Source organism: Pseudoalteromonas sp. G5_S1_14_S5 (assembly GCF_054968605.1).
This window is the reverse complement of record NZ_JBQKUM010000002.1, coordinates 131,256-152,192: the sequence shown is the minus strand read 5'-3', so window position 1 is coordinate 152,192 and position 20,937 is coordinate 131,256. Positions and strand designations below refer to the sequence as shown.

The 20,937-nt window shown below is 43.4% G+C and carries 16 protein-coding genes and 4 pseudogenes; 11 read left to right on the top strand and 9 right to left on the bottom strand.

Features of this window, described 5'->3' with window-relative positions:
• Positions 1–314: 314 nt before the first annotated feature.
• A pseudogene (locus ACTRWI_RS01325) lies at positions 315–1,283 on the bottom strand (IS30 family transposase).
• Between the two features lie 101 nt (positions 1,284–1,384).
• On the opposite strand from ACTRWI_RS01325, the gene ACTRWI_RS01320 reads away from it, so the two are divergent.
• Complete coding sequence (locus tag ACTRWI_RS01320; protein WP_499128734.1) at positions 1,385–1,924, top strand: AAA family ATPase; 540 nt, start codon at positions 1,385–1,387, stop codon at positions 1,922–1,924.
• A 303-nt stretch (positions 1,925–2,227) separates the two neighbouring features.
• Here the strand turns inward: ACTRWI_RS01320 and ACTRWI_RS01315 are convergent, their stop codons facing one another.
• The 3 genes and pseudogenes from ACTRWI_RS01315 to ACTRWI_RS01305 form a co-directional block, all read right to left on the bottom strand.
• On the bottom strand, positions 2,228–3,148 hold the full coding sequence (locus tag ACTRWI_RS01315) for an alpha/beta hydrolase (protein WP_499128732.1): 921 nt from the start codon (positions 3,146–3,148) through the stop codon (positions 2,228–2,230).
• 659 nt (positions 3,149–3,807) lie between these two features.
• Positions 3,808–3,864, bottom strand: a pseudogene (locus ACTRWI_RS01310) (hypothetical protein); the annotation flags it as partial.
• On the bottom strand, positions 3,843–4,244 hold the full coding sequence (locus tag ACTRWI_RS01305) for a winged helix-turn-helix transcriptional regulator (RefSeq protein WP_499128741.1): 402 nt from the start codon (positions 4,242–4,244) through the stop codon (positions 3,843–3,845). The gene ACTRWI_RS01305 and the pseudogene ACTRWI_RS01310, both read right to left, overlap by 22 nt.
• Here ACTRWI_RS01305 and ACTRWI_RS01300 point away from each other — a divergent pair.
• Positions 4,244–4,945: pseudogene (locus ACTRWI_RS01300) on the top strand (substrate-binding domain-containing protein). The gene ACTRWI_RS01305 and the pseudogene ACTRWI_RS01300 overlap by 1 nt on opposite strands.
• A gap of 196 nt (positions 4,946–5,141) precedes the next feature.
• Here the strand turns inward: ACTRWI_RS01300 and ACTRWI_RS01295 are convergent.
• Positions 5,142–6,770 carry an ABC transporter ATP-binding protein gene (locus tag ACTRWI_RS01295; RefSeq protein WP_499128730.1) on the bottom strand — a complete coding sequence of 543 codons (1,629 nt, stop codon included), beginning with the start codon at positions 6,768–6,770 and terminating at the stop codon, positions 5,142–5,144.
• A gap of 12 nt (positions 6,771–6,782) precedes the next feature.
• Positions 6,783–7,277, bottom strand: coding sequence for a hypothetical protein (locus tag ACTRWI_RS01290; RefSeq protein ID WP_499128728.1), 495 nt, complete (start codon positions 7,275–7,277; stop codon positions 6,783–6,785).
• Positions 7,278–7,517: 240 nt separating this feature from the next.
• On the opposite strand from ACTRWI_RS01290, the gene ACTRWI_RS01285 reads away from it, so the two are divergent.
• Complete coding sequence (locus tag ACTRWI_RS01285; protein WP_499128726.1) at positions 7,518–9,878, top strand: Lon protease family protein; 2,361 nt, start codon at positions 7,518–7,520, stop codon at positions 9,876–9,878.
• A 104-nt stretch (positions 9,879–9,982) separates the two neighbouring features.
• Here the strand turns inward: ACTRWI_RS01285 and ACTRWI_RS01280 are convergent, their stop codons facing one another.
• The gene (locus ACTRWI_RS01280) at positions 9,983–10,729 is read right to left on the bottom strand and encodes a PilZ domain-containing protein (protein ID WP_499128724.1); all 747 of its coding nucleotides are present in this window, start codon (positions 10,727–10,729) and stop codon (positions 9,983–9,985) included.
• Positions 10,730–11,000: 271 nt separating this feature from the next.
• On the opposite strand from ACTRWI_RS01280, the gene ACTRWI_RS01275 reads away from it, so the two are divergent.
• Together ACTRWI_RS01275 and ACTRWI_RS01270 are read left to right on the top strand one after the other, a co-directional pair.
• Positions 11,001–11,285, top strand: a complete 285-nt coding sequence (locus ACTRWI_RS01275; protein ID WP_499128722.1) for a GNAT family N-acetyltransferase — start codon at positions 11,001–11,003, stop codon at positions 11,283–11,285.
• A gap of 11 nt (positions 11,286–11,296) precedes the next feature.
• Positions 11,297–12,415 (top strand): phosphotransferase, encoded by a 1,119-nt coding sequence (locus tag ACTRWI_RS01270; protein ID WP_499128721.1) that lies wholly within the window; start codon positions 11,297–11,299, stop codon positions 12,413–12,415.
• Positions 12,416–12,476: 61 nt separating this feature from the next.
• On the opposite strand, the gene ACTRWI_RS01265 is transcribed toward ACTRWI_RS01270, so the two are convergent.
• Positions 12,477–13,382, bottom strand: coding sequence for a DMT family transporter (locus tag ACTRWI_RS01265; protein ID WP_499128739.1), 906 nt, complete (start codon positions 13,380–13,382; stop codon positions 12,477–12,479).
• A gap of 340 nt (positions 13,383–13,722) precedes the next feature.
• Here ACTRWI_RS01265 and ACTRWI_RS01260 point away from each other — a divergent pair, with 340 nt between their 5' ends.
• On the top strand, positions 13,723–13,860 hold the full coding sequence (locus ACTRWI_RS01260) for a hypothetical protein (protein ID WP_499128719.1): 138 nt from the start codon (positions 13,723–13,725) through the stop codon (positions 13,858–13,860).
• A 142-nt stretch (positions 13,861–14,002) separates the two neighbouring features.
• A complete protein-coding gene (locus tag ACTRWI_RS01255) occupies positions 14,003–14,527 on the top strand; it encodes a hypothetical protein (protein ID WP_499128718.1) in 525 nt (174 codons plus the stop codon).
• 267 nt (positions 14,528–14,794) lie between these two features.
• Here the strand turns inward: ACTRWI_RS01255 and ACTRWI_RS01250 are convergent.
• Positions 14,795–14,962 (bottom strand): annotated as a pseudogene (locus ACTRWI_RS01250) (DUF6444 domain-containing protein); the annotation flags it as partial.
• A 353-nt stretch (positions 14,963–15,315) separates the two neighbouring features.
• Here ACTRWI_RS01250 and ACTRWI_RS01245 point away from each other — a divergent pair.
• From ACTRWI_RS01245 to ACTRWI_RS01230, 4 genes are all read left to right on the top strand, one after another.
• Entirely contained in the window at positions 15,316–16,755 is a 1,440-nt protein-coding gene (locus tag ACTRWI_RS01245) for a 6-phospho-beta-glucosidase (protein ID WP_499128716.1), read from the top strand.
• Positions 16,756–16,851: 96 nt separating this feature from the next.
• Positions 16,852–17,850 carry a LacI family DNA-binding transcriptional regulator gene (locus ACTRWI_RS01240; protein ID WP_499128715.1) on the top strand — a complete coding sequence of 333 codons (999 nt, stop codon included), beginning with the start codon at positions 16,852–16,854 and terminating at the stop codon, positions 17,848–17,850.
• 481 nt (positions 17,851–18,331) lie between these two features.
• Positions 18,332–19,480 (top strand): S-(hydroxymethyl)glutathione dehydrogenase/class III alcohol dehydrogenase, encoded by a 1,149-nt coding sequence (locus ACTRWI_RS01235; RefSeq protein ID WP_017631496.1) that lies wholly within the window; start codon positions 18,332–18,334, stop codon positions 19,478–19,480.
• Between the two features lie 164 nt (positions 19,481–19,644).
• Entirely contained in the window at positions 19,645–20,925 is a 1,281-nt protein-coding gene (locus tag ACTRWI_RS01230; protein WP_499128712.1) for a dicarboxylate/amino acid:cation symporter, read from the top strand.
• Positions 20,926–20,937 lie beyond the last annotated feature (12 nt).

Below are 20,937 nucleotides of genomic sequence, written 5' to 3'. Positions count from 1 at the left end.
TAACTAAGAAGCCTCAAAATTTCTGATAGATTTTGAGGTTTCTCATATATGAAAACCAGTCAAAACAACACCGTATTTCCCTCATTTTTATACACTGTTTTCCGTGATAGAGCCTGCCATTATTGATGAAATGAAAGTGATTTTAAGCTGATATTTTACGCACTTTATATTCTAAGTTTCTGATATTAAATTAATACTTTTCGGTATTAATTTTCTAAAAATTTCATGTTTCTTGACCTAATTTATCAGTGTGAACAGCGACCAATTTTTCAACGCTTTCATTGCTTAGTATCAAGTTTGAAGTGCGACACTTTTTACAGATGCGCATGAATATACTCCGTTGGTGTTCTACACCCAAGCCTTTTGCGTGAGCGCGTGTTTAATTTGTGTACAATTTCATTGAAGAGCTTCTGTGTCACGTGTGACATAGAAGTTCGTTTTGGTAAGTATTGTCGTATCAAGTTATTGGTGTTTTCATTAGTCCCTCGCTCCCATGAGTGGTATGGATTTACAAATTAAAACAGACAGTTATGATGTTTTTCTAGTTGTGCATGACCATGAAACTCAATGCCGTTATTCGCAGTTATCCTCTTGAAAGGTAAGTCAGAGCGGGTCATGATTTTGCTCATTCTTACGTTGAGCGACTCGCTTGTTCTGTCGTCCATTTGCCCAATAAAAGTGTAGCCTGTCATTCTGTCGACTAAAGTCACGATACAGTGCTTGGTTCCGCGGCCAACGACGGTATCAATTTCCCAATGACTAGGCTCTTTTCTATGCTCAGCATTTGCTGGTCTTTCGGTATTATGACGCTTTGCAGCTAGCCGTCCACGGCTGTCTTTTGAGTTATACCTTTTCCGCCTTTTCTTAGTGGATTGGCGTAGGTGATTCCATAGTGTTCCACCGAGAGTTTTGTCGTTCCAAACGTACTGATAAATGAGCTCGTGGCTCATTGTTGGATAGCCTTTTACCCTCAGGTATCCGACGATTTGGTCAGGACTCCAATTCAGTCGTAGCAAGGCTTCAGGTAACCTGATGTCGATTTCGCTGTAGCGCTTATTTCTGCGCGAGCGACTCAGCCGGTTGCGAGCCATTTGTTGGGCTCTCCACGCCTGATAGGAGTACCTTTTAAAGTGTCTGTTGTATCGGGAATTGCGTTCAATTTCTCGATAGATAGTAGCTTTGAGACGACCCAGTTGTCTAGCTATTATAGCGGTACTAATTCCTTGCTTTCTGAGTGCAGAAATCATATACCTTTCGTTCTCAGTGAGGTGCGTGTATCTCATGTTTTTTACTTCTTGGCGGGAGCAAACTTCATGATTATCGCATCTCATTGTTTTTATGTTCAGAGATGTCGCACTTCGTACTTGAATCCAAGGAGTTAAATTTGAACAACAGAGTTATTTTTACAGGTGGACCTGGCTCAGGTAAGACCTCAGTTATCGATCTGTTATGTCAGATGGGTTATCAAAGTGCACCAGAAGTTGGGCGTAAAGTTATTCAAGCCCAAGTAAAGTCGCAAGGTAGTGCATTACCTTGGTTGGATAAAAAAGCATTCCGAGATGAAATGGTTCTTGAAGAAATCAACAATTACAGGAACTTTGGTGATACTGAAATTACGTTTTACGACCGAAGCATTGTCGACTCGTATGGGTATAGTATGCTTGAGCACATACCTGTTTCGGAACTTCTGTTTGCCAAATGTGATGAATTAGATTATTGCCGCATAGTTTTCCTCTTTCCTCCTTGGGAAGAAATCTATGAAAATGATACTGAACGGAAGCAAGATTTTAATGAAGCGGTTGCGACATATCATGAAATGATTAGTGCTTATACAAAGTTTGGCTATGACTTAATTGAAGTTCCAAAGACATCAGTTAAAGAAAGAGCGCAGTTCATCGTGAGTAAATTGGGCGCTTCCTTATAGATAACAATGGCTACGAAGGTATCTGGTATGACAGCTGCATGTTGGAAGGAAACGTATAACAAACGTTTAAGACTCAAGATACTCTTTCTAATGTTCACGAAACGATTTAGATCTTCGATCCTAACTCTCTTTGTGTCTAAAGACGTGCTGACGCCGATCTCGACAAACACGTCTTTGTCCCATTACAATGAAACTGAAGACGTTCTAATTTGAATATCTATACTCTAAAATCTTGTGCTGAACGATTTCTGTCAAGTGAGCCAACCTTTTAGCGAGGAAATTTAGTAAAGCTTGACGTAGTGCTTATTTTTTATTTTGGATAATAGTAGCGACTTGGTTAATGGACTCTTTAGCCGCATGGCTTATGCCTGAGAGCTGAAAAAAACCGTGAGTTACGCCTAAATACCTTCTGCACTGGGCTTCAACTCCTGCATCCAGCAACTTGCGATATAGAAGTTCACCTTCATCAACTAAAGGATCGAATTCCGCTGTAAGAATATGAGTTTCTGGGAGACCCGCTAAATCCGTTCGATATAGAGGACTTGCTTCAGGATGCTCCCGTGATACTTCGTTTAAGTACATATCATATCCCGTTACCAAGGTATCTTTGGTAATGATGTAGTGCTTACCATTATCTTCATAGCTTTGACTCGAAGCAGTCGCGTCTAACATAGGATAAATAAGAATTTGCTTTGTAGGTTGCCAGTCAGAGTGTTCTTTTAATCGTAAAGATGTGACGAGACATAAGTGACCTCCTGCGCTATCTCCAAAAAGACTTATATTATGTGGGTCACCGCCCCATTCAGCACAGTGGTTACGTATCATCAAAGTTGAGTTATATGCGTCATCGTGTGCTGCTGGATAAGCATACTCAGGTGCTAATCGGTACTTTACTGCTATGACAATTGCACCAGAAACATTAGCCAGTTTTCTAAGTTGTTGATCATGGGTATCGAACCCACCACTAACAAAACAACCACCATGAAAATATATCGCTACTGGAAGTTTCTCTTCAGTAGATGGTTTATAAATGCGTAGCGTTGAACCATCAATCTCTACCTCTCTTACTCGATGGACAGGTTCGCTTTCCCCTGCAAGAGAGACACTGTCCAAGTAGCCTTGTCGCCGCTCAGAAATAGACTGATTCCTGACGGACGGACATCCTTCCTTGATAAAACCTAAGACAAGTTCTTTGATACCCCTCTCTAAACTAAGACTTACCATTAAAGACGCTCCTATTATGTATTATGAACAGTTTTAATGACTGTATATAAATACAGTTGCAGCTTGCAAATGTCAATTTGAAACAGACGACCTATCTCGTTATTTATCTTAGAAGAAGAGAGCTTACTTACATCATGCTTAATAATTGTATTACTTTGCAAAAAGAACCCCAAAGACGTCTTTAGCAAGATGAAAGGAAATGTCCATTTCCGTTCACGGACGTTACCCCATCAAGTAGTGTCGTTATATGTTTAGCAGTACAGAAACTTATCCGCATTTCTCTAAATGAGCAAAATCACTGACTAATAATTGTACATTTGTCATTTTTGACTTGGTTAGTTGATCGCACTACCGATGATGGTTATAAATCACAGATTCTTATCAACTTCATCAAGTTCATTAGTATTGGTTATTGTTGTGGCTCGTTAATTGCATTGTCTTACAAAAAAACATATAAGCGGCAAAGAGATACCATGACACTGATAAGAAAATTCTTAGGAATTCAAACAAAAGAAGAAAAGCAACTAGCCTTGAAGGCGAGATTGGAGTTTGCAATGTGTCAGACTGTTGCAAGGTGATATGGTTGATGTGTCCCAAAATTCCTAAGATTAGTTGGATAGGGGACTCGGCTATCCAACTGACCAGCGATACTACAGAGATTATTTCTCTTCTAACACCTTAGCGATCGCTTCATCTAACTTATTTTGCATCTCTTTCGATAAGTGCCCAAACTCATAAGAGAAATTACGGCCTGAATATTGACAAGGCTTTGCTCAATTTTCTTTAAGAAGCTAGCAATCTGCTTTTTGTCTTCACAGGTCCTCATCACCTTATCTAAAAAGGCATAGTCTGAATGTGAAAGGGCATTTACAACTGGAAATAGCTTAACCTGCTTCTCGGCGATGCTGGCAGCTTTCATCGCTTTACTGACACCTGCCTGGCTAAGCCCAACTTGCTTCGCAATCTCAGCTTGAGTTATCTCTGCGTTTGCCGATTTAATCGCTATACATTGTTGTCCAATCTCGCGCAGATTGTGTTCTTTAGCCGTTTGTAACTGATAGCCCAAAGCTATTCGTTGGTGATAGCTACCGGGCATTGGCAAAAAAGCTCGAAATACATGCTTTGGAGTATCTAGCTAAGAGTAATGTCGATGGTATGAGTATCGTGACAGGCAGCATTACCAAAGAAGACATCTCGAAGTATGCGCAAGACATTCCGGTGGTTACGGTGGGCTATGACATGGTTGCAGATAATGTTCGCTTAATTAACATTGATAATGTGTTGGGTGGTTACATGGCAACCCTTCACTTACTCCAACAGGGGCATGTGAATATTGCTCATATCAAAGGGCTTTCAAGCCAACCAGACGCAGGTAATCGTTTTGAAGGCTATAAGAAAGCGCTTCAAGAAGCGGGCATTAAGGTGATGCCAAAGCTCGTCAAGTAAGGGGATTTCAGTAGTGAAACTGGCTATGAGAAAACCGTGGAATTAATCGAGTCGAAGATTCATTTTTCTACTCTGTTTGCCGGCAATGATCAAACGGCTAATGGGGCGATTAAAGCGCCTCATGAGCAAGGCTACAAAGTGCCAGAAGATGTGTCGGTAATTGGCTTTGATGACTTATCTACGTCGAAATATTTCACGCCAGCATTAACTACCTTAAGGCAGCCAATTGAAGAGATTGGAGAGGTGTTTGCTCAGTCTATTTTGAATTTACTTTCAGGTGAAAGACATAAAGCACGACTACAACCGATTGATTTGCTTGTTAGAGAATCGACTAAGTCTTTGTATCGTTAGTTGTGAAGTGATTGAATCATAGGGAGTGACATTTAAAGGCACATTATTTCCCTTTAGAAACGAAAAATGTCGCATCCATGCGACATTTCTCTTTTGGCGGCCAAACCAGTTTTGCTATATCCATTCTAAAACGAAACTCATTAGGAATTTATTCAGAATGTACCTGTAAGACGCTGTTAATCTCGATTAGTTCCCTTTAAGCGGCATTTTTTTCCGAATTATTTTCTAAATCGAATGACGCTGCGATGAGTTTCTTGGTGTAGTCGTTTTTCGGCGCATTAAAAATCTCTTCAGCTGAGCCTTCTTCCATTACTTCACCCTTCTGCATCACAAGTACACGATCTGAAAGTGCCTTCACGACCGAAAGGTCATGGCTGATGAATAGGAAGCCAATATTGTGCTTAGTTTGGATGTCTTTGAGCAGGTCAATCACGGTTAGCTGCACTGAGCGATCGAGTGCTGAAGTCGGTTCATCCAACAAAATGAAAGATGGCTCAAGAATCAGTGCACGGGCAATCGCAATACGTTGTCTTTGTCCGCCAGAAAACTCATGCGGATAGCGGTTAATTGAGCTTGGCTCCAAACGAACCTCAATCAGTGCTTTACGAGCTCTTTCTAAACGTTCTTGTTTTGACAAATGAGGTTGATGCACCGTTAAGCCTTCAGTGATGATTTCGCCAACCGTCATACGTGGTGACAAGGAACCATAAGGGTCTTGGAACACCATTTGAACATCTTTTTTCAGGCTATGGCGCTGTTTTTCGTTGAGTAAGCTGATGTCCTGCCCTTTATAAACAATGCGACCTGAGCTTGGCAATAAGCCGATTAACGCGCGTCCAAGGGTTGACTTGCCAGAACCAGACTCGCCTACAATGCCGAGGGTTTCACCTTGTTTTAGGTTCAACGAGATGCCTTTCACCGCTTCAAAGTACTGATTTTTTGATTTGATAAAGTTCGGTTTCACCAAGAACTTAACGCGAATATCTTCAGCAGACAGAAGCTCTGGAGCTGCGGCGCTTACCGGATCTTTCGCTCCTTTAGGTATCGAGTTAATGAGCATTCGTGTGTAGTCATGTTTAGGGCTATCGAATAGAGATTGAGTCATCCCTTCTTCTACCAGTTCACCTTTACACATCACTATCACACGATCGGCGAAGTGTTTCACTACACCTAAGTCATGTGTGATGAACAAAATTGCCATTCCCATCTTGCCTTGGATCTCTTTGATAAGAGAAAGTACTTCAGCTTGAACCGTTACATCGAGTGCTGTCGTCGGTTCGTCCGCAATCAGAATATCCGGTTCATTAATCAGTGCCATTGCAATCATGATGCGTTGCAGTTGACCACCCGAAAATTCGTGAGGGTACTTGGTGTATGACTTTTCTGGCATTGGCAAGTGCACAAGATTAAACAGCTCTATCACACGCTGTTTAGCTTGAGACTTTGATACTTTACGGTGACACATAATGGCTTCTGCCACTTGAATCCCGACGCGCAGGTATGGATTCAAAGATGTCATCGGCTCTTGAAAGATCATGCCGATTCTGTCGCCACGAATTGACTGCATTTCACGCTCTGATTTTTCGAGAACAGATTCGCCTTCAAACTCAATTTGAGACTGCGGATCAATAATGGCGTTGTCTGGAAGTAGACGCATCAGTGCGTTAGAAGAGACAGACTTACCAGAACCTGATTCGCCAACAATGGCCAAGGTTTCGCTGGATTTAAGAGTAAAGTTAACCTTTTTCACCGCATCAACGATTCCATCGTTGGTTTTGAAGCTAACGGAGAGGTTATTGACATTAAGAAGAGCCCGGTCCGACATGATATATCCTTATCAATTTAAGACGTTTGGTGAAGGTTGAACTTCTGACGTTGTTTTAAGTTGCCCAAAATGGTGATGAGCACGTTGAATTTGTTCTAGCTCTAGCATCCAATGCGAGCTGCGTTGAGCACTGCAAAAAGCTATCAGGTGATTGAGTAGATCTTCACTCTGCTTTTCCAGTAACCCGTGGGTGCGTTGAATCAGCTCTGTGCTCTCAAGAGAGATAAATTGCATTAACGCATAAGACTGATTCAATGTATCAAAGGCTTGCTTGTGTTGACCTAGGCGGTTGAGAATCTCAGATTGAGCCACGCTTGCATCTCTGAGTCCCGCAAGTAGGCAGGCAAATTGGCAAGGCTTGATATCGCTTTGGTATGCCGCATCTTGAATGTGGTGAGGAAGAGAATTGAGAACATCACCATAAAGGCGCTGCGCTTCTGGCCAGTGACCTTGTTCCATTAACTGTTCAGCTTTTAGGTAGTGCATCCAGCATCGTTCAATTTCCATATCCACATCCTCGATTTATAATATTTAAAATGTTAATGATATTTATTATCAATTGCAAATTTAAATCATTCATATGTTAGGTCTGATGAATTGAATAGCTTGTTATTCATAAAATTGCGTTAAATTGTGCGTTATTTGTTCGGTTGACCAGCGGTGTAGCGTAAGTCACTAAATTTATAGGCAATTACATCTACACTGAACTTATCTACACCCAAGGAATAGAGGACTAAGGAGGCGGCGATGGCGATTCAAAGACTCAATACAGAACAACTGTATCAGGTAGCAGAACTCGAAAAGCTACCATGCAAGTCGACCAAAGAACTGGCTCCAATTGACGAAATCGTCGGGCAAGAACGTGCGCAAAAAGCCGTTGAGTTCGCGATGTCAATTAAGGAAAAGGGTTACAACATTTATGCGATAGGACGCAATGGTCTGGGTAAGCGCACCATGATCCTGCGCTATCTCAACCGAAACCCTAATGAAGTTGAGGAGCTTTTTGACTGGTGTTACATCGCGAATTTTGAAGATATTCGCACACCTAAAGTATTGAAACTTCCGCGTGGCGTGGGCAGCAGCTTAAAGCAAGATATTGAAAAGCTGATGCGTAAGCTCATTAAAGCTATGCCACTCGCGTTCGATAATGAGATGTATTTCAGCCGTGCTGATCGATTAAAGAATCAGCTAGCAGCCAAGCAACAAGCTGCGCTAGAGACGATCAGCCAAGAAGCGAAAAAGAACGGCGTGAATCTGACGATCACCACTCAAGGTGATTACCAGTTTGTGGCAATGAACGGCGATGAGCTTCATACCGAAGAGAGCTTTGCTCTGCTGTCACCGGAAGAGCAAGATCAGTTTGATAAAACCATTGATGCGCTGGAAGTTGGGCTGCGAACCATTTCTCGTGAACTGACGGAGCTTGAAGAGACATATACTGAAAAGATTCAAAAGCTTAATGATGATACGGCACGAGATGTGATTACGCATTTCATCAAGCAACTGAAGAAGGATTACAGCCAATATCCAGACATTAAAAAGTACCTAACCGCACTGCGTAAAGACATCGTCGATAACGCTGATATTTTCTTAGAAGAAAGTACTGAGCAGGCTGAAGTCGCGACGGCTTCTTTGGATAAGAAAATGCCGCGTCGTTACAAAGTGAACGTGATTGTGAGCCAGAAGGAAGACACTCTACCTATAGTAGTCGAGGAGAATCCGAATTATCACTCTCTGTTTGGTTATGTAGAAACGGCAACGTTTAAAGGCACCGTATTTACTGATTTCTCATTGATTCGCGCAGGTAGCTTACATCGAGCGAATGGTGGCGTACTACTAATGGACGCAGTAAAAGTGCTAGAACAACCTTACGTATGGGAAGGTCTGAAACGTGCGCTGCGTTCTCGTCAATTGAGCTTCACGTCTTTAGAGAAGGAGGTGACGCTAACGGGAGCGGTATCGCTTGACCCAGAACCTATTCCTCTGGACGTTAAGATCATCTTGTTTGGGGATTACCGCACATACCAACTGCTGCAACATTACGATGCAGAATTTGGTGAGCTGTTCCGTGTGACGGCTGACTTTGAAGATGAGATGAAGCGTACTGCTGATTCTGAAATGCATTATGCGCGCTTCATTTCGAGCATCGTCCATGACAACAATATGCTCCACTGTGACCGCAAGGCGATTGCTCGCATCATTGAACACAGTTCTCGTCAGGCGGGGGACCAAGGTAAGTTGTCCCTGCACTCAGCACATATTGCTAATCTGCTTCGTGAATCGAACTACGTGGCGAGAGGTTCGAAATCGAATCTGATTCGTGCATCGCACGTCGACCAAGCGTTATCGAATCAACAGATGCGTGTTGGACGACTGCAAGACAGCGTAATGGAGACCTTCACTAACGGCACAACGTTGATTCATGTGGATGGAGAAGCAGTTGGACAGGTCAATGCACTCTCGGTATTGAGCACAACGGATCACATGTTTGGTGCGCCAAACCGAATCACGGCGACTACCGCTTATGGTGATGGTGAAGTGATTGATATCGAAAGAAACGTTGACCTGGGTGGTAGCATTCACTCGAAAGGCGTGATGATCTTGTCGGCATATCTTTCTTCTGTGTTTGGTAAGACGGCTAAAGTCCCGCTTACGACTAACATCACTTTCGAGCAGTCTTATGGTGGTGTGGATGGTGATAGTGCGAGTATGGCGGAGTTCTGTGCCGTTGTATCTGCATTCTCTAAGCAGCCAAACCGTCAAGACATCGCGATTACTGGCTCGATGAACCAATTCGGTGAGTCTCAGCCAATTGGTGGCGTGAACGAGAAGATCGAAGGCTTCTTTGATGTATGTGAAATCAAAGGTCGTTCTAATGAGCAAGGGGTTATCATACCGCGCTCTAATGTTCATAATCTGATGTTGCGCAGTGACATCGTGAAAGCGGTGGAAAAGGGCGAGTTCAATATCTGGGCGATTGATCATGTGACAGAGGCGATTGAGCTGTTCACCGGCAAACCGGCAGGTGAAGCGAGCGATGAGGGCAGTTACCCTATCGATACTATCTTTGGTATCGCTCAGGCTAAACTCAACGCACTGCGTAAATAGCTTAACGCTTTAAGTAAATTAGCTGAATAACTGTTAACCATAAACGAAACAGCCATCGATATTATCGATGGCTGTTTTTTTTTGGTTCTTACAATCTCTAGAGCTTAAGCGTTACGCAAACGAAGTTTAGTGCCGTCGAACTTCAGCTTACTGAGCAGGTTCTTGGCATTAGCCCTACCGATATCATCAAACTCGACACCATAACGTGCGTAGTGCGTTGATCTTTGCAGATTACACACAATCCCTCTTAGTAGTGGAATCAAAGGACCGTTGTAGTTCTCTGGTGTAATTTCGAGCGAGACTCGGTCGGCAACCTGAATTGGACGAGAGGTTGGTGATGTGACAAAGCGACATCCACTCTTCGAGAGATCTCTAATCTCGCAGTTCATGCGTAGGTCATCAAAGATCACTCGAGAGCTTAGGTTTACTTCATAGCGCGTTTCTTTACGCAGTTGCGTCAATTGCATGGTACTTGGTGTGGAAAGCACTATGATCGGAAAGGGTTCGCCAATGGTGTGGTGAATCTGTGATCTAAAATGGATCAGAGCGCCTTCGCCTCGCAAAGAGTAGGCACGAGCCGTCATCCAAAAGCCTTCCTGAAAGAAAAAGCGTAGGTCATCACTGGAGACTTCCGGTACCTCAATCAGGATACAGTTATCACTGTGAGTGCCAATAAATTTAGTTGTAGCGATAAACTTGGTGCCAACAGGTGTAGAGACATTTAAAGTCAGCTCACTGCCATGCTCAATCATAGACAAAGCATCAGTACTATTAATGGTGATTCCGGTTCGATTTCGAGGATCCTGCAGTGCCTGATTATGCTCCAAAGGCTTCTTCAGTGGTGCGTTCATTATAGGTTCTCCATGTGCCAACATGCGTCTGTTAGATATTGATAACTTGCTAACAAGGGGTTGTTACGTGCTAGATTTAATAGGCGTACTGATGAAATTTATAGAGTGCTTTTAATTAGTTTGAAATTTATTTATAACCACACGCTATAATAATATTTCTTTGTTTATAAGTGCTTAGTTTTATGTAAATGCACTTGCGTTAGTCTATTACAAGGAATTCATACTTCAAACTTTAATTGTTTGTCGTATCCATTATTTGCAGGAGTTGAGAATGCAGGCAGTTAAATGGGATCAAGATGCGAACCAGATCACGGTTGAGTTAGAACCAGAGCAGTTTGCGGTAGTTAAGTATAAAAAGGATGACGAGGTACTGCATATCACCTCCACTCGAATCCCTGATGAACTACAAGGCAAGGGTTTTGGTAAGGTGATGATGGAGTCGATACTCCCTGAAATTGAGCGTGCGGGTTACACAGTGGTCCCGGTATGCAGTTATGTTGTTCATCACATGAATAGGCAGCCACAATGGTCACATCTTTTAGCTGATAAGGCGTAGAAAAAAGTTATATGTCTCAATCAATACCTTCAAAACAGCCTGTCGAATCCTATGTTAATTCCATTCAGCAACCTTCTGAGCTTTATCAAAAAATAGCCACGTCACTCGGTTGCCATCAAGGGTTCGATATTCACGTGATTCAGCGCTTGTGGGGCGGTTATGGCGAGTTAGTGCGCTTAGTATTCACAGATAGTAGCGATGCTGGATTCAACAGCGTTATCGTTAAACATGTCGCGTTGCCCGATAAAACTGAACACCCGAAAGGATGGAACACTAAGTTGTCTCATCAGCGTAAAGTGCATTCCTATCAAGTAGAGACGGCTTGGTATCAATCGTTCTCTCAGCAATGGGATGAGCGCTGCCCCGTACCCGTGGGTTTGCAATGTGAATTAGCAGACAACGAATGGCTTATCGTGATGCAAGACTTAGCAGATAGTGGTTTCCCATTAACTTCTCAGTTTGATGTACTTGCCGCTACTGATGAACCAACTTCAGGCGATCAGCATCATGCTTATGCCTCAGTTGAGTTTAAACAGCGCTATGCTTGCTTAAAATGGCTGGCTAATTTTCACGCAAAGCACATCAATATCACTCAAGAGCAGTCAGCATCATTATGGCCAGTCGGTACTTATTGGCATTTAGACACACGTCCTGATGAGCTAAGTGCCTTGGCGGATTTACCTTTGAAACAACAAGCGCAACGTATCGACCGTTTATTGAGACAGTGCCCATATCCAACCTTAGTGCACGGTGATGCTAAGCTCGCAAATTTCTGTTTTGATCTGGAAAGTGAAAACGCGGCTGCAGTCGATTTTCAATACGTTGGCCATGGGTGTGCGATGAAAGACGTCGCCTTGTTCATGAGCAGCGCGATTAGGCCTCGAGATTGCCAAGAGTATGAAAGTGAGGTGTTAGGTACTTACTTCCAGAGCTTGAAAGAGGCGCTTGCATACTATCAACCACAGCTCTCATTTGAAGACGTCGAACGCGCATGGCGACCATTGTTTTATGTTGCGTGGGCTGATTTCCAACGTTTCGTAAAAGGTTGGAGCCCAGAGCATTGGAAGATCAATCCTTATACTGAACAGCTGACTCAAGCGGTGGTTCAGCAGTTGGAAATGTTTAAGTAAGCTTCTTCAGTCAGCAGACTAAATAAAAACGACCTCAAAATGAGGCCGTTTATATATCTGGTTATTCCGCTTTTTGTTTTCGCTTTTGGCGTGCGCTTTTGAGCATCTTTGTTGGTGATAAACCGGTCACCAGCATGGTGCCTGTGATAACTAAGACAGAGCCAACCACAGTATTAATACCGATGGCCTCACCTAAGAATAAGTTACCCCAAAGGACTCCAAATACAGGAATTAGAAAGGTGACTGAAAGTGCCGAAGGCGCACCAAGCTCATTGATGAGATTAAAGTAAAGCAGATACGCTAACCCGGTACATACTGCACCTAATAAGATGACCGATGTAGTGATAGTGAGATTGGGGGCTTCTCGCATAGGCATGAAAAACACAAATGGCAGTACGATTAACACCGCTGCCCACATGCTGCCGTGCGCGTTATTGAAGGCTTCAACCCTAGGTGCTGTTTTGGTGTAGTTAGACGCGATACCGTAGCTAAATGCGGCCATGACGGCAGCAAAAATTGGAATAATGGCTTCTTGTCCGATATTGAACGCATCCCATCCAACCAACACGGTCACGCCCGTCACACCAATGCCTAGCCCAAGCAAAACTTTGCTCTCAAGTGCAGTTTTGGTCCATATCGCACCTATGATCGCCGCCCATATCGGTGCTGTGGAGTTCAAAATCGCAAGGGTTGAAGCATTCAAAGTTTGGGCTGCATAAGCGAAACACAAAAAAGGAAGTGCGGTGTTAAATAAACCAAGAATGAAAAAGTGTTTCGAGTGAGCATTAAATGAGAGCTTTCTCTTTAGATAAAAAGAAACCAAAAGTAGGGTGATTGCCGCGCACAAAACTCGCGCTTCAATTAGGACCGCAGGGCCTAAAGGATTCGCTGCAATTCTCATGAAAAGGAACGAGCCTCCCCATATAGCAGCTAGCATGATCAGTTTAAAATAGCTCACAGTTTGAATCTCGATTGTGTAAAACACCGACTATGGAGCAAAGCTATCTATTACACAAATTGATGTGGCAATATTGCGCAGCGACTGGGTGAAATATCACCAAATAAATAGGAAGGTATTTGACGTTTTCTGTTCTTTTTATTGCGTCTTATTCGCGGAGTAATCTAATGCTAAATATCCACATTAGGTGTTAGAAATGAAGATTGAACATATCGCGATTTAGACCAAACAACTCGAAGTACTGAAACGTTTTTATGAAGATTACTTTGGTGCGACGTCTAACCAGAAATACCATAATCCAACTAAAGGCTTTTCTTCTTAATTTTTATCTTTTAATACCGGTAGCCGTTTGGAACTGATGGAGATGGACTCGGTTCCTGAATCCAAAAAAGATGACATCTATGATCAGTTCACTGGCTTTGTTCATATGGCGATTTCATTGGGATCAGAACAAGCCGTCGATGAGCTGACTCACCGCTTCGTCTAAGATGGTTATGAACGTTTAGACGGTCCAAGAAGAACGGGCGATGGTTATTATGAGAGCTGTGTCCTCGATCCTAATGGTAATCGCTTGGAACTTACCGTTTAATGTAAGGACTTGATTGAATGACTTACGTATTTGAGGAGGAATGATGAAGCGTATTTTGGCTTTTGTTTTTAGTCTGAGTTTGGCGGGATGTGCATCTTCGGAACTAGCGCAGGTTGATGCACCAGAGACGACAATCGAACCATCTCAACCGATTGGCTACCTTGGCTTCAAACATCATCAAAGCTGGGCTATCAAATTCAATGATTGTACGGTTTACGATCTAACCGGAGCTCAACCGTATCAATGGTTTGACCGCATTTCTGCGTCTGTCAGTTGTTATACTTTTAAACCAAACGATGCAATTAGGCCTTTACCTGTTTATTCGAATGCAAATTTTGAAAGCGAACAGCTTACCTCGATTGAACGTTTTCAAGAGCTGCAGGTGTCGGATTCTGGCTGGGGCCGTTTTCCTATTGTCTATGATAAAAACGGCACCAATTGGTTAAGGGTTAAAGAAGGTTGGATTCATCTTACTCTCGCCGACCAGAAGCTCGTACAGTTCTACCCTGGAACTCAAGATCAGTCTGCTAAATCACAACATGATCAGTATTTTGATCACCATTGATAAACGAATGAGCAATGCCCCTCGTTAAATGCGGTTTGGGGCATAAATAGCTAATCAGTTAGCAGTTAGCCAGAATAATGACTGTTACTGCTTCTTTTCAGTGGCGACATTGACCAGAAAATAATCGGTATTTAGTGATGCCGACTGTAGGTTTCGGAATATTAAAGATTTGATGCCGGTAGTACGGCCCACCATGCACATCGATATCAGACTGAGCACAACAAGAGCACGCTTCAGGAAAACAATCGATAACCACATCCGTTGCTTTTAGAAGTGAGAGTTTTCGTTGATGCTCTGTGTGGCCTGCTTTAGCTCCTCTCGAATTGCGACCACCAGATCTTTCATCTTTTTTCGCTCATGGCGATCTTTAAGGCTGTCTGATGAGGGCGATTTTGAAGAGTTTTTGGAGCTAGTGGTTAGTTTATTTTTATAATGTCGGAGCTGTTCTCACAGCTCATTAATAAGCACCTTAGCCTCATTCAAGTCTGAGACTTTAGGTGGTGCTTCTAGTATTTAGGTGCTTTTTTCTAGTCATGAAACCATAATTACTTCTCAGAATGATCACTCAATAGCCAAAGTGGGATCAATTGCGTAAGGTCACATTTTTTATGTCAATAGGGCTTGGTGAACACTTACCCCTTAGATTCACGTGGTGATCAAAAAAAAATCAAAAACAGTTGTTGAAACCGGTTTCAATGTGTATCTTTATTGCATCTTGAAATGGGTTTCAGAGTTGCAGCTTTTAAGTTTGTTATCTTAAACCTATCTATTTTCTAGCGAGTGATGGTATGAACAACGAATTTCCAAACGATTTTTTATGGGGTGGTGCGGTTGCGGCGCATCAGCTAGAAGGCGGCTGGGATGCGAATGGTAAAGGTGTGAGCGTGGTCGATGTGTTAACGGCAGGCGCTCATGGAGTACAACGTCGAATCACCGATGGTGTAATCGATGGTGAAAACTACCCAAACCAAGTGGCGGTTGATTTCTATCATCGCTACAAAGAAGACATTAAGTTATTTGCTGAGATGGGCTTTAAATGTTTCCGCACCAGTATCGCGTGGACGCGTATTTTTCCAAATGGCGATGAAGCTGAGCCTTGTGAAGCGGGCTTAAAATTTTACGATGACCTGTTTGATGAGCTTCTGAAATACGATATCCAGCCAGTAGTGACGCTGAGCCACTTTGAAATGCCTTACCATTTAGCGAAAGAATACGGTGGCTGGATGAACCGCAAAGTGGTCGACTTCTTTGTTAAGTACTCAACTACGGTGATGGAGCGTTACCAGCACAAAGTGAAATACTGGATGACGTTTAACGAGATCAACAACCAAATGAATACCTCAGCAGATATCTTCGGATGGTTGTGCTCTGGTGTGAAGTTTCCGCAATGTAAAAAGCCACAAGAAGCGATGTACCAAGCGGTGCACCATCAGTTTGTTGCGAGCGCATTGGTAGTTAAGAAAGGTCATGAGATAAACCCAGATCTGCAGATCGGTGCAATGTGTGCGATGGTGCCTTTCTACCCTCGTTCTTCAAAGCCAGAAGACATTATGGTGGCGCAGCAAGCGATGCGTGATCGTTATTTCTTCTCTGATGTCATGGTTCGTGGTCACTACCCTAGCTATGCCAAGCGTGATTGGGCTATCAAAGGCTTTAATATCGAAATGCAGCCTGAAGATGAGCAGATCCTAAAAGAGGGTAAAGCCGATTACTTAGGCTTTAGTTACTACATGTCGAATACCTTGGATTCTTCTTCGCATCAGTCGACTGAAGAAGCAATGGACGGCGGTCATGAAAATTCGGTCGAGAACCCGTTCATCAAGTCGAGCGATTGGGGCTGGCCGATTGACCCAACAGGCCTGCGTTACTGCTTAGCATCTCTTAATGAGCGCTATGAAGTGCCACTGTTCATCGTTGAGAATGGTTTTGGTGCGGTTGATACCATCGAAGAAGATGGCAGCATTAATGATGACTATCGTATCGCTTACCTTGGCGATCACATCAAAGAGATGAAAAAAGCCGTAGCGATTGATGGCGTTGACTTGATGGGCTACACCCCTTGGGGCTGTATCGACTTGGTATCGTTCACCACTGGTGAGATGAAAAAGCGCTACGGATTCATTTACGTAGACAAACACAACGATCAATCAGGAACACTAGAGCGTAAGCGCAAGAAGTCTTTTGAGTGGTACAAAGGCGTGATTGCATCTAACGGTATCTCTATTTAGAATGCCTGCAATTAAACGGCAGCGATCGTTGCCGTTTCATTAAGCAATACAATTAGCTGGCTTAGGTCGGCTAATTTTTTATAGAAGGGTAATTGAATGGTCACAATGCTTGATGTCGCGAATCGCGCTGGCGTCTCGAAATCGACGGTCTCTCGCGTGCTGAACGGCAAGAACATCGTAAGGCCTGACGTTGCCAAGAAGGTCTTTGATGCGATTCAAGAAACGGGCTATCGACCAAACCTGTTAGCTCAGCAATTGGCGACCAAGAAGACCAACTTTATCGGCTTTGTCATTACCAACGAGCTTTTCAACGGCCCTTACTTTTCATCTTTGATGTATCACGCGGCTTCCTATAGCGAAAAATCGAACCACCAACTGGTGATCACCGATGGTAAACACAGCGCTGAAGATGAGCGAAAAGCCATTAACTTTCTACTGGATATGAAGTGCGCGGGCATCATTATTTATCCGCAATGCTTGAGTGAAAGCGAGATTGCTCAGATCATCGAAAGCACTGATACACCGATTTTGGTGCTCAACCGAGAAATGCCTTCGAAGCCTGAGCATGCGATCACTACCGATCATTACCAAAGTGCTTGTTTGATGGTTGAACACATCATAGAGCAGGGACATACAGAGATTGCGGTGATTCGTGGTAAAGCTTGCTCGTCGACCGATGAACAGCGTTATCAAGCCTATCAAGATGTGCTCACGAAGCATGGTATTGAGCTAAACCAATCTAACGTTGCTCAAGGCGACTGGACGATGGAGAGTGGCTACCGTGCCGCGCAAGCTTTAATGGCAAGTAAAGCAAGTTTCACTGCAATTCTTTCTGAAAACGATGACATGGCGATTGGTGCGATTAAGGCGTTAACTGAGCTGGGATATTCATTACCTCAAGATATCTCAATCGTTGGGTTTGATAATAGTAAAGTGGGCGAGTTCCTCACACCAAGCTTAACCTCTGTGAGCGTTCCATTAGAGCAAATGACGCAAAAAGCGATTCTAAGAATCGTTGGAAGTTCGGAACAAGCAGATGCCATCGACACCACTGGTAGTCTTGTACTTAGAGATTCAGTTGCACAGCGTACCTAAACGATATGACACATCAATTTCAATTGGCCTTTGCTTAATAGCAAAGGATTTTTTATTGGTGTCATCTATGTGTTTCGTCTGTTGAGTATGAATTTTAATGGCTCGTTCACTACAAATCGTTAAAGGAAGCGCATCTCCGTAAGCCTCTTAAAACCGCTCTTATTGTGAGAGGGAAAGATATGCGATATTGCGTTTTTTGGTCATTGTATTGACCATTACTGGGTAGGTAGTGTGATGATAGGTAAATAATGCGCAAACAGATAGACAGAAGGTGTTAGCTGGAGAGACTTATTTAGCCTCGGCCAAACTTTTTTCCATTAGACGAATTTAATCTCACTATCTATTATTACCAATGTGTAATAATAATTATCAAAAATATGGGATTATAATATTAAATGGTCACGCCTATACTAGCCTCAACAAAACGAGAGAGCGATAACAAACAGGCTCAACGTTGACTGACTAATATAGGAAATATCACATGACTATCGAAATCAAACCTGGTCAAACTCATATCCAATCTAAAGCTATGGTTGCTTGGAAAGCTGGTGAGCCGCTAAAGCGTGAAACGGTTGACGTTGAACTGCCAAAGGCTGGCGAAGTACTTGTTCGTATCGTTGCTACTGGTGTTTGTCACACTGACGCATTCACATTATCAGGTGACGATCCAGAAGGTATCTTCCCTTCTATCCTTGGTCACGAAGGTGGCGGTATCGTTGAAATGGTTGGCGAAGGCGTAACAAGCGTTGAAGTTGGCGACCACGTTATCCCACTTTACACAGCTGAGTGTGGCGAATGTAAATTCTGTAAGTCTGGTAAAACTAACCTTTGCCAAGCGGTTCGCGAAACTCAAGGTAAAGGCCTAATGCCAGATGGTACAAGCCGTTTCTCTATCAACGGTGAGCCAATTTTCCACTACATGGGTTGTTCTACTTTCTCCGAGTACACTGTACTTCCAGAAATTTCGCTAGCGAAAGTAAACAAAGAAGCACCTCTTGAGGAAGTTTGTCTTCTAGGTTGTGGTGTAACCACAGGTATGGGTGCGGTACTAAACACAGCTAAAGTTGAAAAAGGCGACACAGTTGCTGTATTCGGTTTAGGCGGTATCGGTCTTTCTGCGATCATCGGTGCTCGTATGGCGGGTGCAAGCAAAATCATCGGTGTTGATATCAACGAGAGCAAATTCGAGCTAGCAAAACAACTTGGCGCGACTGACTGCATTAACCCAATGAACTACGATAAGCCAATCCAAGACGTTATCGTTGAGATGACAGACGGTGGTGTTGATTACTCATTCGAATGTATCGGTAACGTAAACGTGATGCGTCAAGCGCTTGAATGTTGTCACAAAGGTTGGGGCGAATCAGTTGTGATTGGTGTTGCAGGTGCTGGCCAAGAGATCTCAACTCGTCCGTTCCAACTAGTAACAGGTCGTGTATGGCGTGGTTCTGCTTTCGGTGGTGTTAAAGGCCGCTCTGAGCTTCCGGAAATCGTAAACCGTTACATGGCGGGTGAGTTCGGATTACAAGAGTTCATCACTCACACTATGGGTCTTGAAGACGTAAACGAAGCATTCGAGCTAATGCACAAAGGCGAGTCTATCCGCACTGTTCTACACATGGATAAATAGCCTTAGATCTTAAACCTCATCTGGTTTTCATAAAGTCCGTTAGATTGAATCTAACGGACTTTATTTTTTCCTAGGCATGCTTTACCAAGGAATACTTTTATTAAAGGTTCGTCCCTTTAATAAAAGTATCTGAATTGTCCTACAGGGTTACTGGAATTGTCCTTATGTTGACTAAACTTCGCCACTCTTTACCTCTACAGTTAATGTTAGCTGCTTTGCTTGCATGGCTTTTTGCACAACTTATTTCTTCAACCTCGTGTATTGCCCAAACGGGGTGGTATCAGTTCTTAATGCTTGGCAAAACTACCTATATCGGCTTGCTAAAAATGGTCGTTGGTTTAGTGGTTTTATTCTCGTTATTGCAAGGTATAACAAGCATTGGTTTGATAACTCGATTGAAGCAAATTGGTCGCAATACGGTGCTTTTCTATAGCTTCACGACGCTGATAGCTATCTCTTTGGGCTTGGGGGCTTCACTGCTGTTGCCTGCTTGGGAACCTTTAACCAGCGTTGCTACGATTGGGGACGATGTTCAGCTTATCAGCGAAGATGCGGCAGGAGGAGTTGCGATTGCTAGCAAGCTTTTTAGTATTGCTTTAGTTAACCCAGTAGTCGCGTTAACTAACGGTAACTTGCTCGCGATTGTCGTGTTCTCATTCATGCTCGGCATTGCTTTGCTTTCTTCATTGCCAGAAAAACACCTGATTTTTGAGGTACTGAATGGCTTAAATAAGAGCATCAATACCATTGTTGGTTGGATAATTCGTTTAGCACCGCTCGCGGTTTTCGCCATTGTCCTTGATTTTACCGTTCGTGGTGGCGAGTCACTGTTTGAGCAATTGGCACTGTTCGCTTTGCTCGTGTTTGTGTTGACTTTGATCCACGGAGCGATTGTCCTGCCGACTATTGCCAAGGTGATGACTGGGATTCGTATTAGTACGCTGTTCAAAGGCATCTCTGCACCAATGGCGATGGCGTTCGCAACGTCTTCAAGCTCTGCTACCTTGCCACTGGCAATGAAGAGCGCAGAAGAAAAGCTGGGCGTATCGCAAACTACAAGTAGCATGGTGTTACCACTTGGCGCAGTGATGAATATGGATGGTACGGCACTTTTCGAAGGTGTTGCGGCAATCTTCTTGGCTCAACTGTTTGGTGTGGACCTCACGACTTCTGGCTTGGGGATGATCTTCATTATGGCGATGGTCTCGTCTGTGGGGGCTCCGGGTATGCCATCTGGATCTATGTCTGGCATGCAGCTGGTGTTATTGGCCGCTGGTATACCACTGGAAGCAATCGCGATTCTGCTGATTATTGAACGCCCTTTAGATACATTCCGTACGGCAGTTAATGTAGAAGGTGACATGATTGCTGCACTGGTTGTGGATAAATGGCAGAAACAACAAAAGACAGTGCTTGAACCTACACTGAGCGAGTCTGTAGCTTAGAGAGTATTAAGT

What these genes read in the sequence shown, in the direction of transcription:
- ACTRWI_RS01255 (WP_499128718.1), top strand. Translation starts at nt 14,003, where the DNA reads ATGATGAAGCGTATTTTGGCTTTTGTTTTTAGTCTGAGTTTGGCGGGA.
- ACTRWI_RS01230 (WP_499128712.1), top strand. Translation starts at nt 19,645, where the DNA reads ATGTTGACTAAACTTCGCCACTCTTTACCTCTACAGTTAATGTTAGCT.
- ACTRWI_RS01305 (WP_499128741.1), bottom strand. Translation starts at nt 4,244, where the DNA reads ATGCCCGGTAGCTATCACCAACGAATAGCTTTGGGCTATCAGTTACAA.
- ACTRWI_RS01295 (WP_499128730.1), bottom strand. Translation starts at nt 6,770, where the DNA reads ATGTCGGACCGGGCTCTTCTTAATGTCAATAACCTCTCCGTTAGCTTC.
- ACTRWI_RS01280 (WP_499128724.1), bottom strand. Translation starts at nt 10,729, where the DNA reads ATGAACGCACCACTGAAGAAGCCTTTGGAGCATAATCAGGCACTGCAG.
- ACTRWI_RS01235 (WP_017631496.1), top strand. Translation starts at nt 18,332, where the DNA reads ATGACTATCGAAATCAAACCTGGTCAAACTCATATCCAATCTAAAGCT.
- ACTRWI_RS01245 (WP_499128716.1), top strand. Translation starts at nt 15,316, where the DNA reads ATGAACAACGAATTTCCAAACGATTTTTTATGGGGTGGTGCGGTTGCG.
- ACTRWI_RS01270 (WP_499128721.1), top strand. Translation starts at nt 11,297, where the DNA reads ATGTCTCAATCAATACCTTCAAAACAGCCTGTCGAATCCTATGTTAAT.
- ACTRWI_RS01315 (WP_499128732.1), bottom strand. Translation starts at nt 3,148, where the DNA reads ATGGTAAGTCTTAGTTTAGAGAGGGGTATCAAAGAACTTGTCTTAGGT.
- ACTRWI_RS01275 (WP_499128722.1), top strand. Translation starts at nt 11,001, where the DNA reads ATGCAGGCAGTTAAATGGGATCAAGATGCGAACCAGATCACGGTTGAG.
- ACTRWI_RS01285 (WP_499128726.1), top strand. Translation starts at nt 7,518, where the DNA reads ATGGCGATTCAAAGACTCAATACAGAACAACTGTATCAGGTAGCAGAA.
- ACTRWI_RS01240 (WP_499128715.1), top strand. Translation starts at nt 16,852, where the DNA reads ATGGTCACAATGCTTGATGTCGCGAATCGCGCTGGCGTCTCGAAATCG.
- ACTRWI_RS01290 (WP_499128728.1), bottom strand. Translation starts at nt 7,277, where the DNA reads ATGGAAATTGAACGATGCTGGATGCACTACCTAAAAGCTGAACAGTTA.